Source organism: Streptomyces sp. CB03234 (assembly GCF_001905885.1).
GTDB lineage: Bacteria > Actinomycetota > Actinomycetes > Streptomycetales > Streptomycetaceae > Streptomyces.
The window spans coordinates 131,418-144,578 of sequence record NZ_LIYH01000009.1 but is presented as its reverse complement, the minus strand read 5'-3'; the positions used below and the strand labels follow the sequence as shown (position 1 = coordinate 144,578).

The window sequence follows — 13,161 nt, the reverse complement described above, 5'->3', positions numbered from 1 at the left end:
CTGATGAACGCTGTTCCGGCGGTACGACGCCAGGGGCCCGCGGAGCACGCCGTACGGCTCGCAGGCCCCGGCCCGATGACGATCGCATGCCGTGTGCGCGGCACGCGGCGGGGCGGCGTCAGTCCGTCGTGGGCGGAGGCGCGGACCGGGCCACCACCCGGGCGAGGACGAGTGCCACGAGGGTCAGCCCGCCCAGTACCGCCGCCGTACCGGGGTATCCGCCGAGCGCGAGCCCCACGCCGCCGAGCCCGGCGCCGAGGAAGACGCCGAAGCTCATTCCGGCGGCGTTGATGCTCAGCGCCGTGCCGCGCAGGGAGCCGCAGCGGCGTACGAGCAGCGTGGTGACGCAGGCCGCCACCGTGGCGTGTCCGACGCCGACCAGCGCCGTCAGCGGAAGGGCGAGGAACAGCGACTCCGTGAAGAAGACGCCGACCAGGGCGGACAGCGCCACCAGCAGCGCCAGCGCCATCAGACGCTCGCTGGGGATCCTCGGCTTCTCGGCGCTCAGCAGTCGCCCGGCGAACAGGTTCCCGAGGAAGAACGACGTACCGCTGAGCGTCCACACGATCGCGAACGTCTCGGGTCCGAGACCGAAGCGTTCGTCGTAGAAGGCGGCGAGGTAGGCGAGGTAGCCCATGAAGGCCGCCGTCCGCAGCATGGCGACCAGCAGCAGCGGGACCACTCCGGGCAGGGCTCCCAGCAACCGGAACGACTCCAGGTAGCCCGGCTTCTCGGCCTTCACCGCCGCGCCACCCGCACCGTGGCGACGGCGGCCCCGCAGGAGGAAGTACAGGGCCAGGACGGACGAGATCGCGGCGATGGCCCACAGGTCGCCCTGCCAGCCCCACAGCAGGGCCGGCAGTGCCACGAGCGGCGCCGCGAGGAGGGCGGTCAGCGACTGCGTGGCGGTGATCAGCGTCGCCGCGCGGCCCGCGGCGGCGTCGTCGTCGAAGCGGTCGGCGGCGGCCGCCGTGAGCGCCGGGTTCAGTACCGCCGTACCGGCGCCGACGAGCAGGCAGAAGGCCGCCAGCATCAGGAAGTCACCGCTCGCGCCGAGCGCGGCGGAGACGGCCAGGACGGCGAGTCCGCCCGCGGCCGCCCATTCCTTGCGCACGCGGTCGATCAGCGGTGCCAGCGCGGTGCCCACGGCCAGGGCCGCGAGGCCGCCGAGGCCGCGCAGTTGGCCGAGTGCGGCGACGCCGCCGTCCGCCGCCTGGGCGATGGGCACGAGGAACGTGCTGTAGATGGTGAAGGGCACCAGCCCGACGGCCGAGGCCAGCATGAACGGCCACAGGAGGCGGGTCATCTTCCAGTCGCCGGGTACGGCTCCGTCGCCCGTCACCGCCTGCCCCACGGCCGTGTCGGCGGCCTCGGCGGGAGCCTCGGGGGAGGCCGTGGCGCCCTGCGTCTCGCTGCTCATGCCTGCTCCGCCCGGTACCGGTACAGCGCGGTGGCGTCGGCGCTGAACTGGGAGAAGGGGAACGGCTCGGCGGACAGCGCGGTCACGCCGGCACCCAGGAAGGCCCGCGCGACGGCGCTGCCGGTCTGCGCGTACACCACCAGGGGGAGTTCCTGCTTGCGGCAGTGTTCGAGGATCTGGTCGAAGCTGCCGTTGCTCAGCGTCATGCCGGTGGCGACCACGGCGTCCGCCTCGGCGAGGACCTGCGTCATGTCGTCGGTGACCGGGTCGCCCCAGTTGGTGGTACGCAGGTTGAAGTCGCAGGGCAGCGGGACGCCGCCCTGCTCGCGTATCGCGGCGACGAGCGGGTTGACGACGCCGATGAGGGCGACCTTCGCGCCGGGCGCGATGTCGAGGAGCCCGGCCACGGCCGCGTCCCTCGCCTGCGCGCGCTCCTCCGGCGTTCCGGTGGGCAGGGTGACGGTCTCGGCGTTCGCGGCGCTGCGGTGCGGCTGTACGCGCCCGAGGTAGGCGTCGAGCGCGGCGATGCGCACCGGCGCCGAGTCGTGCCGGATGAGGGTGTCGAGGGTGTGCCCGGAGGCGTCGGCGCAGAAGTCGGGGGCGACCTCGCCGGCTTCGAAGGAGCAGGCGCCGAAGGCGTCGCCGGACCTCATCAGCAGGTAGCTGTTGCGGTACGTGACCTGGCTGCCGGCGAGCCGGGTGGTGTGGTGGAGCCAGAAGGCGCTGGTGACGGCCAGTTCCTGCGGACGGGGGCCGAAAGCGCCGTCGAGGACGGCCTGCTGCAGCTCGGGTACGGAGTACGGCTGTGAGAGAGGCATATCGGTTCTTTCTCAGGGGGGTTGATGGAAGGGAGGGGAGGTCAGGGAAGGTCGGCGAGCCGCTCCGCGCGGTAGGGGAGCGCCGGGAGCCCGGGGCGCCCGGCGGGCTGGAAGCACAGCAGGAGAGAACGCCGGTCGCGGGCCGTCCGGTTGGGGCCGGAGCGGTGCACGATGAGCCCGGGGAACATCAGGACGGAGCCGGCCGGCGCCTCGACGGTCACCGCGCCGCTCACATCGGTGCGCGCGGTGTCCACCAGCAGGCCGGTGGGCTCGGACCTGTCCCGTGGCGCGGGTCCGGCCAGGTGGCTGCCCGGCACGATCTCCAGGGCGCCGTTGTCGGCCGTGACGTCGTCGAGGAAGATCATCGCGGTGGCGACGTCCCGGGCATCGGGCCCGGCGCAGCAGTACCAGTACGGGTGGTCCTGGTGCCAGCGGAACTCCGAACCTACCCCTGCGCGCTTGAAGTTGAGCTTGGAGGTGAACGGGCCGAGCCGCTCGCTGTGCACGATCCGCCGCATCGGGCCGGTGATCCGCCCGTCCGCCCACAGGACGTCCAGCGCCGGGTCCAGGTGCGTGACCGGTGCGAGGCTGCGGACCGCGGGCGGACGGGCGTCCGGCTCCCAGTGGACGGTGGTGCCGTCCACCTTCTCCAGCCGGTGCCCGTCCGGCCACACGGTGACGTCGGCCGTCCCTGCCAGTGCCTTCTTCGTCACGCGCGCGAGCACGGCTTCCGCCGCCTCGCCCAGAGCCGCCGTCTCGGCGGCGTCGAGGAGGCGGGGCAGGAGAACGAAACCGCGTGAGAGCTGCTCGTCGAGGGACATGACGGGACACCTTCCGGTGAAAGACGGTACGAGGGGGGGCGATCGGCCGGCCCCGGCGGCGACGCTAGGCCCTCTCGGGCACCAGCACGGGAGCGTCACGCAGCAGCGCGCTGTCGGTCGGCGGCCAGTCCATCGCCGACCACGGGTGCCGCAGCTCGTCCCGCGCCGTGACCTCATGGGGCCGCATCGATCCGAGGCCCATGGCGTCGGCGTGGTTGGCGTAGGCGCTGTCCACGTACCGGTGCCCGGTGTCGGCGGCGAGGAAGACGTACGTACGGTCGGCGTCGCGCTCCCGCTCCCACAGGGTGGCGAGGTACGCGGCTCCCGCCGACAGGCCGGCGAAGATGCCGCTGGCCCGCAGGAGTTCGACGGCGCCCGACATGGCGTAGTCGAAGTTGACCCAGTGGATGCGGTCGTACAGATCGTGCCGGACGTTCTGGAAGGGGATGGAGCTGCCGATACCGGCGATGATCATGTCCGGGTCGGAGACGTGCTCGGCGCCGAAGGTGACACTGCCGAACGGCTGCACCCCGACCAGCGCCACGTCCCGGCCCGCCTCGCGCAGGTAGGTGGCGATGGCACCGGTGGACGCCCCGGTGCCCACGCCCCCGACCAGCGACAGCGGACCCTCCGGGACCTCCTTGCGGATGAGGTCGGCGACGTCCCGGTAACCCAGGTAATGGATGGCGTCGTGGTACTGCCGCATCCAGTGGTAGTGCGGGTTCTCGCGCAGCAGTTCCCCGATCCGCTCCACACGGAGGTTCTGGTCCAGGCGCAGGTTCTTGGACGGCCGGACCTGTTCCAGGGTGGCGCCGAGGATCTCCAGCTGGACCCGCAGGGTGCGGTCCACGGTCGTCGAGCCGACGATGTGGCAGTTGAGGCCATAGCGGTGGCAGGCGAGGGCGAGCGCGTGGGCGTAGATGCCGCTGGAGCTGTCGACGAGGGTGTCACCGGGCTTGACCTGTCCGGTCTCCAGCAGGTGGCGTACGGCGCCGAGGGCCGAGTACAGCTTCATCGTCTCGAAGCGCAGACAGATCGCGCCCGGCGGGACGGTCACGACGTCCGGTTCCTTGACGGCCTCGGCTATGTGATCGTGCATGTCTTGTCCTCCCGGTCAGGCGGCGTGGTGGCGGATGAGCTTGAACAGGTACGCCTGGCAGTCGTCGCCCTCCCATGTCTGGCGGTGCAGGATCTCGGGCCGGAACCCGGCGTCCATCCCGTAACCGACGATCCGCTTGAGCTCCGCGGTGTTGGACACGATCAGATGGATCTCGCCCTCGGGCGCGAGCAGGTCGCGCGTGGCGATCTGGTCGAAGAAGCGCGTCACGATCTCGGCGCCCACACAGACGTTGCGGACCACGGTCGGATCGTCGCTGGTCCGTGTGGAGACCGCGGGCGGGTTGAAGGTGATGACGTCCAGCCGGGAGGAGTCCGGGAACTCCTCGAAGAGGTTGGACACCAGGGGCCGGAAAACGGTGTCCGGCCGGTCCCCGACGATGCGCCGGTAATGCTCGGTGGCCGTCGCCACGCTGTCCGGGTGGACATCGGCCGCGTAGATCTCCCGAGCCCCGAGCGTGCCGGCGATGACGGCCTCGACCCCGAGGCCGACGCCCATGGCCGCGTACGACCTGCCCTTGACGGGGATCGTGCCGTCCAGCAGCCGGTCGTGCACGATGCGGCTGGTGTCGCCCGGCTTGAAGACACCCGGCGGCAGCGTGAACGCCCAGCCGTTGTACTCGTACGTCCGGGTGGTGTGGATGTCGGACTTGGAGCTGTTGATCGCGAGGATCTCGTCCCGGGGCAGCGTGTCGGGCAGCGAGTCCAGCAGGGCACGGGCATCGTCCTGGGGCGCTGCGGCGCCGGCTGCGGTCCGGTCGGTCATGGGTCCTCCGTGGTCGGGGTGTGTGGTGGAAGCTCGTGAAGTCAGGAACCGGGTGCGGCCGGCGCGGCCAGGTCAGTGGCCGCCGGCGCCGTACCGAGATCCATGGCGCGTACGAGGCGCCGGGTGAGGGTGGCCCGGTTGTGGTGCGGTGGTGCGCGACGACGGCGAGGAGTTCGAGGTCGTGGCTCACTCAAAAGAGCGCGGTGCCGTGCTCCTCGCGGAGCCGGTCGAAGACACCATCGGCGAGCGGTCCGCGGAGCCGGCCGCCGCGGAGGCTCTTGCCGCCCGCCGCCGGGTCGCCCGCCGCCGGGCCGCCACCGCCAGAGCCGATAGCGCACCCGGTGAGCGCCAGGGCGCGGGCGGTGTCAGTGAGGGCGAGGAATTCTCGGCGGCTGCGAAAGACCGACATGCTGCTCCCGGGAGATCACATGGAGTGGTCCCCGCACCGCGGCCGCTGGACGGGGCGGAGGGTGCGGGGCCCGAGCAGCATCCATCAGATGAAAATGATTGTCAACATCGTCTGATGCCCCCTCAGGGGGCGAGTGGGCCCAGATGGTCCTCGGCATGGGTGTGCGCCCGAACTCGACAGAACCCGCCTCCTTCGTGGGCAGTTCCGCTCCGCCCTCGGCGCGGCGTCGAGCTGACCGAAGAGGGACAGGGGTGGACCGAGCGGCCGAGTCGCCGGTGCTCCACTCCGAGGTGATGCCCGCACCGTGAGCCAAGGGGCGGCGCCCGTCGTCGGAGGGATAGTATTGATAATCATTTTCATGTACGTTGTTCTCGCTGTCACCTTCGGACGGGAGTTTGCATGGAACCGCGCGACGTGGCCGCCGGATTAGGAGAAGGGACGGAGAGCACCGACCGACTGTTCAGCGCGTTGTGGGCGCCGATCGGCTCGGCGGCCGTCAAGGCCGCGCGCCTGCGCCCCGGTGTGCATGTGCTCGACGCATGCTGCGGCTCGGGGGCGTCCGCGATCCCGGCCGCCGAGCAGGTCAGCCCGCACGGGGTGATCGACGCGGTCGACCTCGCCGAGTCCTCGCTGGAGCGGGGCCGCGCCAAGGCCGCGATCCGCGGTCTCTCCAACGTGCGCTTCGTCCACGGCGACGTGCTCGACTGGCCCGCACCTCCCGGTGGTTACGACGCCGTGGTGTGTTCGCTCGGGATCTCCTCGTTCCCCGACGTGGCGGCAGGAACAGAGCGACTGCTGAGGTTGGTCCGGCCCGGCGGCCGGCTGACCCTGGCCATCTGGTCCCAGAATGCCCTCGAGCCGCTGCCCGAGTTGATCCATCGGGCCGTCGTGCCGGAACGGCCGAGCCTCGCCGACGTCCCACGACCGGCCAATCCGCTCCAACCCATCGGCACGCCCCGGTTGTTCCGGGACTGGCTCGCTGCCCGCTCGCTGTCATTCGTCGATGTGCGGTACGTCCCGCTCGCTGTGCCCGGTGACCCCGATGTGTTGTGGTCCTGGGTGTCAGGCACCAGCTTCGGGGGCCTGCTCGACGGCTTGCCCGTCGCCGCGGTGGAACGCGTCCGTCGGCGGTTCACGCAGCACCTGCTCGCCGAGGGCCGCGACACGATCGACTTCTCCGCGCTTGTGGGCACGGGGACTGTCCGCCGCGTCGCCCCGCCACGCTCACCCCGAAGCGCCCGCAGCTTGCCGGCCGTCGGCCGGCCCATCGAGCCCGTGCCGCAGGTCGGTTGACCTACAGGAGATTCATGTCCCGTCGTCTGTTCACCTCGGAGTCCGTGACCGAGGGTCACCCCGACAAGATCGCTGACCAGATCAGCGACACGATTCTCGATGCGCTGCTGCGGGAGGACCCCACCTCCCGTGTGGCCGTGGAGACGTTGATCACCACCGGCCTGGTGCATGTGGCCGGCGAGGTGACGACCAAGGCGTACGCCGACATCCCCACGCTGGTGCGCAACAAGATCCTGGAGATCGGTTACGACTCGTCGAAGAAGGGCTTCGACGGCGCGTCCTGCGGCGTCTCCGTCTCGATCGGCGCGCAGTCGCCGGACATCGCGCAGGGCGTCGACACGGCGTACGAGAAGCGTGTCGAGGGCGACGAGGACGAGCTGGACAAGCAGGGCGCGGGCGACCAGGGTCTGATGTTCGGGTACGCCTCGGACGAGACGCCCGAGCTGATGCCGCTGCCGATCCACCTGGCGCACCGGCTGTCCAAGCGTCTGACCGAGGTCCGCAAGAACGGCACCATCCCCTACCTGCGCCCGGACGGCAAGACCCAGGTCACCATCGAGTACGACGGTGACAAGGCCGTCCGCCTGGACACGGTGGTGGTCTCCTCGCAGCACGCCTCGGACATCGATCTGGAGTCGCTGCTGGCACCCGACATCCGCGAGTTCGTCGTCGAGTACGTGCTGGGGCAGCTCCTGGACGACGGCATCAAGCTGGACACCGAGGGCTACCGGCTGCTGGTCAACCCGACGGGGCGGTTCGAGATCGGCGGCCCGATGGGTGACGCCGGCCTGACCGGCCGCAAGATCATCATCGACACGTACGGCGGTATGGCCCGTCACGGCGGCGGCGCGTTCTCCGGCAAGGACCCCTCCAAGGTGGACCGCTCGGCCGCCTACGCGATGCGCTGGGTGGCGAAGAACGTCGTCGCGGCCGGGCTCGCCTCGCGCTGCGAGGTCCAGGTCGCGTACGCCATCGGCAAGGCCGAGCCGGTCGGCCTGTTCGTGGAGACCTTCGGCACCGCCAAGGTCGAGGTGGAGAAGATCGAGACGGCGATCAGCGAGGTCTTCGACCTCCGCCCGGCCGCCATCATCCGCGACCTCGACCTGCTGCGCCCCATCTACGGCCAGACGGCCGCCTACGGCCACTTCGGCCGCGAACTCCCCGACTTCACCTGGGAGCGCACCGACCGCCTCGACGCGCTGCGCAAGGCCGCGGGCATATGAGCAGGAATAGGAAAGGGGACAGCGAGACGGTGATATCGCCACGCCCCCACTCGTCCCTCTCGTGGGACGACGGGCGCATCCTCGCGGTCGATCAGCGGGCATTGCCGCGTGAATACCGCCTGCTGCGGCTCGAGACGGTGGACCAGCTGATCGACGCCATCACGTCGCTCGCCGTTCGCGGAGCGCCCGCCATCGGTCTGGCCGGTGCCCTCGGGGTGGCGCTCTCCGCCTACCGGCACAGCTCGGACGGCAGGACCGATCAGGCGGCCGTGAAGGCCGATGCCGCGCGGTTGTCCGCCGCCCGGCCCACCGCCGTCAATCTGGCCTGGGCCGTCCGCCGGGCGGTGAGGCGGCTCGCCGACGGGCCCGACGCCGTTCTCGCCGAGGCCATGGCCATGCTGGAGGAGGACGCCACGGTCAACCGGGCCGCCGTCGTACGGGCCGCCGACCTGGTGCAGTCGCTGGTCCCGGACCGGCCGCTCCGGATCCTCACCCACTGCAACACCGGCCGTCTGGCAACCGCCGCTGTAGGCACCGCACTTGGCGCGGTCATGGAGTTGCACGAGCGCGGCCGGGTCGCCGAGGTGCTCGTGGACGAGACCCGGCCGCTGCTCCAGGGAGCTCGGCTCACCGCATGGGAGCTGGGTGAGGCGGGTGTGCCGTACCGGCTGTGCGTGGATTCCGCCGCCGCCGCTGCCATGGCCCGGGGGATGGTGGACTGCGTGCTGGCGGGAGCCGATCGCATCGCCGCGAACGGGGACGTGGCGAACAAGATCGGCACGTACGGTCTCGCGGTCGCCGCCGCGCGGCACGGCATCCCCTTCGTGATCGTCGCTCCGGAGTCCTCCTGGGACCGCGAGCTGGCCGACGGCTCGGGGATCGTGGTGGAGGAGCGCGACCCGGGTGAAGTGACGGGATTCGCGGGAGTCGAGGCCGCCCCGGCCGGTGCCGCCGTGTTCAACCCCGCCTTCGATGTCACCCCGGCCGAACTGGTCACCGCCATCGTCTCCGAGGCCCAGGTGTTCCGGCCACACGGTTCCCACAGCACGAGTCGCCCGCGTGAGGTGTCGGCATGACTGATACGGCCATCGACGACGACGAACGCGTACGCGCCGGAAGTGAACTCGCGGCGTTCTCACGCGCCCTGTACGGGCGCGGCTGGATGCCGGGCACCGCCGGCAACCTCTCAGTGCGCCTGCCCGGCGGGACGGCTCTGATCACCGCCAGCGGCCGGGACAAGGGGGACATGACCGCGGATGACATGGTCGTCGTGCGGGCGGACACGGGAGAGGAGGCAGCCCCGGGGCCGCTGCGGGCGTCGGCCGAGACGACGATCCACTCCGCGATCTACCGGACCACGGACGCGGGCGCGGTCATCCACGTCCACTCCCCGTACGCCACGGCCGTCGCGTGCCGCACCGGCCACCGTACGCGCCTGACTCCGCTGCGCATCGAGCGGCTCGAGTTGCTCAAGGGCCTGGGCCTGGCCGACCCGGCACGCACCGAGGTGCCCGTCTTTCCCAACTGGCCCGAAGTGCCGCGGATCGCCGCGGACGTGGCCGACCACCTGGCTGCCACGCCACACGCACCTCCTGCTCTTCTCATCACCGACCACGGCATCACCACCTGGGGACGCGACCTGGCCCAGGCCCGCAACCGGCTGGAATGCCTGGAATCGATCTGCCAGCTGCTGCTGCTCGCCGGATCCGGGCTGCCCGCGGAAGGAAAGGAAGGCTGAAATCATGACCCTGCTTCAGGTCATGCCGGAGGACGACCCCGGGAGGGTGCTGCTGCGCACCCGGGACCACGACCGCATCGCAAAGACCCTGCAGGCCTGCTCGGTGGCGTTCCGCCGCTGGCCGCTGCGCGGCACCATCACACCGGACACCAGCCCGGAGGACGTACTGTCCCGCTACCGCGCCGAGATCGACGAACTGTGCGCGCGGGAAGGGCTGAACCTGGTGGATGTCGCGCAGCTCCACCCGGAAGACAGCCCCGAGTGGGAGGAACGGGCCGCCAAGGCGCGTTCCACCTTCCTCGAAGAACACCGGCACGGCGAGGACGAGGTGCGCTTCTTCGCCCACGGCACGGGGTGCTTCTACCTCCACCTCGACGGCCGGGTCCACGCGGTGGTGTGCGAGGCGGGCGACCTGCTCTCCGTACCGGCGGGCACCCGCCACTGGTTCGACATGGGCCCGCGCCCGGAGTTCGCCGCTGTCCGTTTCTTCGAGAAGGAGGACGGCTGGGTGGGCGACTTCACCGGCGACCCCATCGCCCAGCGGTTCCCCCGCCTCGACGCGCTCCTGGCACCGGAAGGGGCGACATGACCGTGTCGACGGTGCGGGCCGTGGTCCTCGACATCGAGGGCACCACAGGCTCCGCCTCCCACGTGCACGACGTGCTCTTCCCGTACGCCCGGGAGCGCTTCGCCGGCTGGTTCACGGCCCACCGGGGCGAGCCTCCGTGGACAGAGCTGATGGAAGAGATACGGACCCACACCGGTGATCCCCGCCTCGACGAGGGCGGGGCCGTCGCGGCGCTGACCGATTGGTCCGACCGGGACGTCAAGGCGCCGCCGCTGAAGAGGATCCAGGGGCTCATCTGGGCCGAGGGTTACGCCCGCTCCACGCTGACCGGCCACGTCTACGACGACGTGCCCGCGGCCCTGACCCAATGGCGGCAGGCGGGTATCGACCGTTACATCTACTCCTCGGGGTCGGCGGCAGCTCAGCGCGACTGGTTCGCGCACAGTAACCACGGCAACCTCAGCGCGCTCCTGAACGGCTACTTCGACCTGTCGAGCGCGGGCGGCAAACGGGACCCGGAGTCCTACCGGGCCATCACCCGTGCCATCGGTGTCCCCGCACACGAGACGGTCTTCTTCAGCGACGTGGGAGAGGAACTGGACGCGGCCACCGCCGCCGGGTGGAGGGCTGTGGCCGTACGGCGCCCCGGGGACCCGCGCGGTCCGGAGGTGGCCGGACACCCGACGGTCCCCGCGCTGGACGGCATTCGGCTGCACCGACGAACAAGACGGGAAGAGGAAACACGGACATGAGCGTCAGCGGCAACACCCCAGTGGCCGACATCGGCGTGATCGGAGGCAGTGGCTTCTACGAACTGCTGGCCGACGCGGAAGAGGTCCGGATCGACACGCCCTACGGTCCGCCGTCCGACGCCCTGATGCTGGGCACGGTCGAGGGGCGACGCGTGGCGTTTCTGCCCCGGCACGGCCGTGGGCACCGTATCCCGCCACACAGGATCAACTACCGGGCGAACCTCTGGGCGATGCGGTCCGTCGGCGTGCGCCGGATCCTGGCCCCCTGCGCGGTCGGCTCCCTCCGGCGCGAGCTGGGCCCGGGCACCATCGTGGTCCCCGACCAGCTGGTGGACCGGACCAGCGGCCGGATCCAGACCTTCTACGACGAAGGCGCCGTCCACGTCTCGTTCGCCGACCCCTACTGCGAGCACGGCCGCGAAGCTCTCCTCAAAGCAGCTGCCGCGGCCGGGATCGAGGCGGTCGACGGCGGCACGATGGTCGTGGTCGAGGGCCCCCGGTTCTCCACCCGCGCCGAGTCGCAGTGGTTCGCGGCGGCCGGCTGGTCCCTGGTGAACATGACCGGGCACCCCGAGGCGGTGCTGGCCCGGGAACTCGCCCTCGGCTACGCGGCCGTGGCCCTCGTGACCGATCTGGACGCGGGCATCGACGCGACGGAAAGCGTCGCCCAGGAAGAGGTCTTCAGGGTCTTCGCCGAGAACACCCAGCGCCTCCGCCACGTCGTGCTCGACGCCATCGGAAAGCTCCCCGAGGGCAACGACTCCCCCTCCGCCCGCGCGCTCGACGGCATGACCTTGCCCTTCGACCTGCCCTGAGCCTGTCCGCACCGCGACGGGGTAAGGACGAGCCGCCTCGACCCCGCTGGGCAAGGTCTCGTAGTGCCCGTGGGGCGCCCTCGCCGTCCACACGGCCGTCGCCACCGTCTTCGGCGCCCTGGTCGGTGTGGCGCTGAACGCCGCCGTTCAACCGCATCGCGCGAGTCAGGCGGACGCGGAAGAGGCAAGCGGCGATGCGGCCATGGCGTCCGCATGAGGCGACGGGCCAACGCCCACACGCCTGATCAGTACGTTCCGTTCAACCTGGAAGGCCGAGTTCTATGTCACCGCCAGCGATCACTGCGCCATTGGCGAGCAGCGGCGCCGATACGTCAGCCGGCGCGGCCCCCCCCGAACCCGCGACCGGGGTGAAGGCCCGGCTCGCCTCCCGTAAGGGTCTGGTGCTTGCCTGCGCCGTTCTGCTCGTCGTCCTCCTCGTCTCGATGGTGGTGGCCATCGGTCTGGGGGCCGCCGTGATCACGCCGGGGGAGACCGCCCGGTATCTGTGGGCGGCTGTCAGCGGCGGCCGCATCGCTGCGGACGAGGTGACCACGTACCAGATCATCTGGCAGATCCGTACCCCGCGGGTGCTGCTCGCGGCGCTCGTGGGGGCTGGGCTCAGCGCGATCGGCGTGGCCATCCAGGCCATGGTGCGCAACGCGCTCGCCGACCCCTTCGTGCTGGGCGTCTCCTCCGGCGCGTCCGTCGGAGCCGTCGCTGTCACGGTCACCGGAGGACTGGCGGCGCTGGGCATCTACGCGGTGTCGGCGGGTGCCTTCATCGGCGCCCTGGTCGCGTCGCTCCTGGTGTACGTCACCTCCTCCAGCCGGGGCGCGCTCTCCCCGCTGCGTCTCGTCCTGACAGGCGTGGCCATGTCGCTGGGCTTCCAGGCGGTGATGAGCCTGATGATCTACTTCGCGCCGGACAGCGAGGCGACCAGCATGGTCCTGTACTGGACCATGGGCAGCTTCGGCGCCGCGAGCTGGGGTGCGCTCCCCGTCGTGTCCGTGGTCGTCATCCTCGGCCTGGTCGTGTTGTACCGGTACGGCCGGGCGCTGGACGTGCTGGCCCTCGGGGACGAGACCGCCGCGAGCCTGGGCATCAGCCCCGACCGGCACCGCAAGGCCCTGCTCGTCCTGGCCTCGCTCGTGACGGGAGTGATGGTCGCCGTCAGTGGCGCCATCGCCTTCGTCGGACTGGTCATGCCCCACGTGGTGCGCATGGTCGTCGGCGCCACCCATGCCCGCGTACTGGCCGTGGCGCCACTGGCCGGAGCGATCTTCATGGTCTGGGTCGACCTGGTGTCCCGGACGTTGGTGGCACCGCGCGAGCTGCCCCTGGGCGTCATCACCGCGCTCGTCGGGGTGCCGGTGTTCGTCACTCTGATGCGCCGCAAGGGCTACATGTTCGGAGGCCGCTGAA

General features: G+C 71.0%; 14 protein-coding genes. 8 read left to right on the top strand and 6 right to left on the bottom strand.

Annotation, left to right across the window (positions count from 1 at the left end; all coding sequences use genetic code 11):
- Positions 1-118: 118 nt before the first annotated feature.
- From AMK26_RS33325 to AMK26_RS33300, 6 genes are all read right to left on the bottom strand, one after another.
- Positions 119-1,420: an MFS transporter gene (locus tag AMK26_RS33325; RefSeq protein WP_073759634.1), complete on the bottom strand. Its 1,302-nt coding sequence runs from the start codon at positions 1,418-1,420 to the stop codon at positions 119-121.
- On the bottom strand, positions 1,417-2,238 hold the full coding sequence (locus tag AMK26_RS33320; RefSeq protein ID WP_073759632.1) for a Rossmann-like domain-containing protein: 822 nt from the start codon (positions 2,236-2,238) through the stop codon (positions 1,417-1,419). The genes AMK26_RS33325 and AMK26_RS33320 overlap by 4 nt, the downstream gene beginning before the upstream one ends.
- Positions 2,239-2,279: 41 nt before the next feature.
- Positions 2,280-3,059, bottom strand: coding sequence for a phytanoyl-CoA dioxygenase family protein (locus tag AMK26_RS33315; RefSeq protein ID WP_073759630.1), 780 nt, complete (start codon positions 3,057-3,059; stop codon positions 2,280-2,282).
- Between the two features lie 64 nt (positions 3,060-3,123).
- Positions 3,124-4,158: a pyridoxal-phosphate dependent enzyme gene (locus tag AMK26_RS33310; RefSeq protein ID WP_073759628.1), complete on the bottom strand. Its 1,035-nt coding sequence runs from the start codon at positions 4,156-4,158 to the stop codon at positions 3,124-3,126.
- Between the two features lie 15 nt (positions 4,159-4,173).
- Complete coding sequence (locus tag AMK26_RS33305; protein WP_073759626.1) at positions 4,174-4,941, bottom strand: methyltransferase; 768 nt, start codon at positions 4,939-4,941, stop codon at positions 4,174-4,176.
- Between the two features lie 190 nt (positions 4,942-5,131).
- A complete protein-coding gene (locus AMK26_RS33300) occupies positions 5,132-5,350 on the bottom strand; it encodes a hypothetical protein (RefSeq protein WP_073759625.1) in 219 nt (72 codons plus the stop codon).
- A 399-nt stretch (positions 5,351-5,749) separates the two neighbouring features.
- Here AMK26_RS33300 and AMK26_RS33295 point away from each other — a divergent pair, with 399 nt between their 5' ends.
- From AMK26_RS33295 to AMK26_RS33260, 8 genes are all read left to right on the top strand, one after another.
- Positions 5,750-6,643 carry a class I SAM-dependent methyltransferase gene (locus AMK26_RS33295; protein ID WP_079277949.1) on the top strand — a complete coding sequence of 298 codons (894 nt, stop codon included), beginning with the start codon at positions 5,750-5,752 and terminating at the stop codon, positions 6,641-6,643.
- 14 nt (positions 6,644-6,657) lie between these two features.
- On the top strand, positions 6,658-7,866 hold the full coding sequence (metK, locus tag AMK26_RS33290; RefSeq protein WP_073759621.1) for a methionine adenosyltransferase: 1,209 nt from the start codon (positions 6,658-6,660) through the stop codon (positions 7,864-7,866).
- Positions 7,867-7,895: 29 nt separating this feature from the next.
- Positions 7,896-8,942, top strand: coding sequence for an S-methyl-5-thioribose-1-phosphate isomerase (mtnA, locus tag AMK26_RS38240; protein ID WP_241838201.1), 1,047 nt, complete (start codon positions 7,896-7,898; stop codon positions 8,940-8,942).
- Positions 8,939-9,604, top strand: coding sequence for a methylthioribulose 1-phosphate dehydratase (gene mtnB / locus AMK26_RS38235; RefSeq protein WP_073759618.1), 666 nt, complete (start codon positions 8,939-8,941; stop codon positions 9,602-9,604). The genes mtnA and mtnB overlap by 4 nt, the downstream gene beginning before the upstream one ends.
- 4 nt (positions 9,605-9,608) lie before the next feature.
- On the top strand, positions 9,609-10,193 hold the full coding sequence (locus AMK26_RS33275; RefSeq protein WP_073759616.1) for a 1,2-dihydroxy-3-keto-5-methylthiopentene dioxygenase: 585 nt from the start codon (positions 9,609-9,611) through the stop codon (positions 10,191-10,193).
- Complete coding sequence (gene mtnC, locus AMK26_RS33270) at positions 10,190-10,924, top strand: acireductone synthase (protein WP_073759614.1); 735 nt, start codon at positions 10,190-10,192, stop codon at positions 10,922-10,924. Before AMK26_RS33275 ends, mtnC begins: the two co-directional genes overlap by 4 nt.
- Positions 10,921-11,739 carry an S-methyl-5'-thioadenosine phosphorylase gene (locus AMK26_RS33265; protein ID WP_073759612.1) on the top strand — a complete coding sequence of 273 codons (819 nt, stop codon included), beginning with the start codon at positions 10,921-10,923 and terminating at the stop codon, positions 11,737-11,739. Before mtnC ends, AMK26_RS33265 begins: the two co-directional genes overlap by 4 nt.
- 401 nt (positions 11,740-12,140) lie before the next feature.
- Complete coding sequence (locus AMK26_RS33260) at positions 12,141-13,160, top strand: FecCD family ABC transporter permease (protein ID WP_073759917.1); 1,020 nt, start codon at positions 12,141-12,143, stop codon at positions 13,158-13,160.
- Position 13,161 lies beyond the last annotated feature (1 nt).

Bases quoted from the DNA above. Each gene is read 5' to 3' on its own strand.
- AMK26_RS33325 (WP_073759634.1), bottom strand. From the start codon at position 1,420: ATGAGCAGCGAGACGCAGGGCGCCACGGCCTCCCCCGAGGCTCCCGCC.
- AMK26_RS33320 (WP_073759632.1), bottom strand. From the start codon at position 2,238: ATGCCTCTCTCACAGCCGTACTCCGTACCCGAGCTGCAGCAGGCCGTC.
- AMK26_RS33315 (WP_073759630.1), bottom strand. From the start codon at position 3,059: ATGTCCCTCGACGAGCAGCTCTCACGCGGTTTCGTTCTCCTGCCCCGC.
- AMK26_RS33310 (WP_073759628.1), bottom strand. From the start codon at position 4,158: ATGCACGATCACATAGCCGAGGCCGTCAAGGAACCGGACGTCGTGACC.
- AMK26_RS33305 (WP_073759626.1), bottom strand. From the start codon at position 4,941: ATGACCGACCGGACCGCAGCCGGCGCCGCAGCGCCCCAGGACGATGCC.
- AMK26_RS33300 (WP_073759625.1), bottom strand. From the start codon at position 5,350: ATGTCGGTCTTTCGCAGCCGCCGAGAATTCCTCGCCCTCACTGACACC.
- AMK26_RS33295 (WP_079277949.1), top strand. From the start codon at position 5,750: ATGGAACCGCGCGACGTGGCCGCCGGATTAGGAGAAGGGACGGAGAGC.
- metK (WP_073759621.1), top strand. From the start codon at position 6,658: ATGTCCCGTCGTCTGTTCACCTCGGAGTCCGTGACCGAGGGTCACCCC.
- mtnB (WP_073759618.1), top strand. From the start codon at position 8,939: ATGACTGATACGGCCATCGACGACGACGAACGCGTACGCGCCGGAAGT.
- AMK26_RS33275 (WP_073759616.1), top strand. From the start codon at position 9,609: ATGACCCTGCTTCAGGTCATGCCGGAGGACGACCCCGGGAGGGTGCTG.
- mtnC (WP_073759614.1), top strand. From the start codon at position 10,190: ATGACCGTGTCGACGGTGCGGGCCGTGGTCCTCGACATCGAGGGCACC.
- AMK26_RS33265 (WP_073759612.1), top strand. From the start codon at position 10,921: ATGAGCGTCAGCGGCAACACCCCAGTGGCCGACATCGGCGTGATCGGA.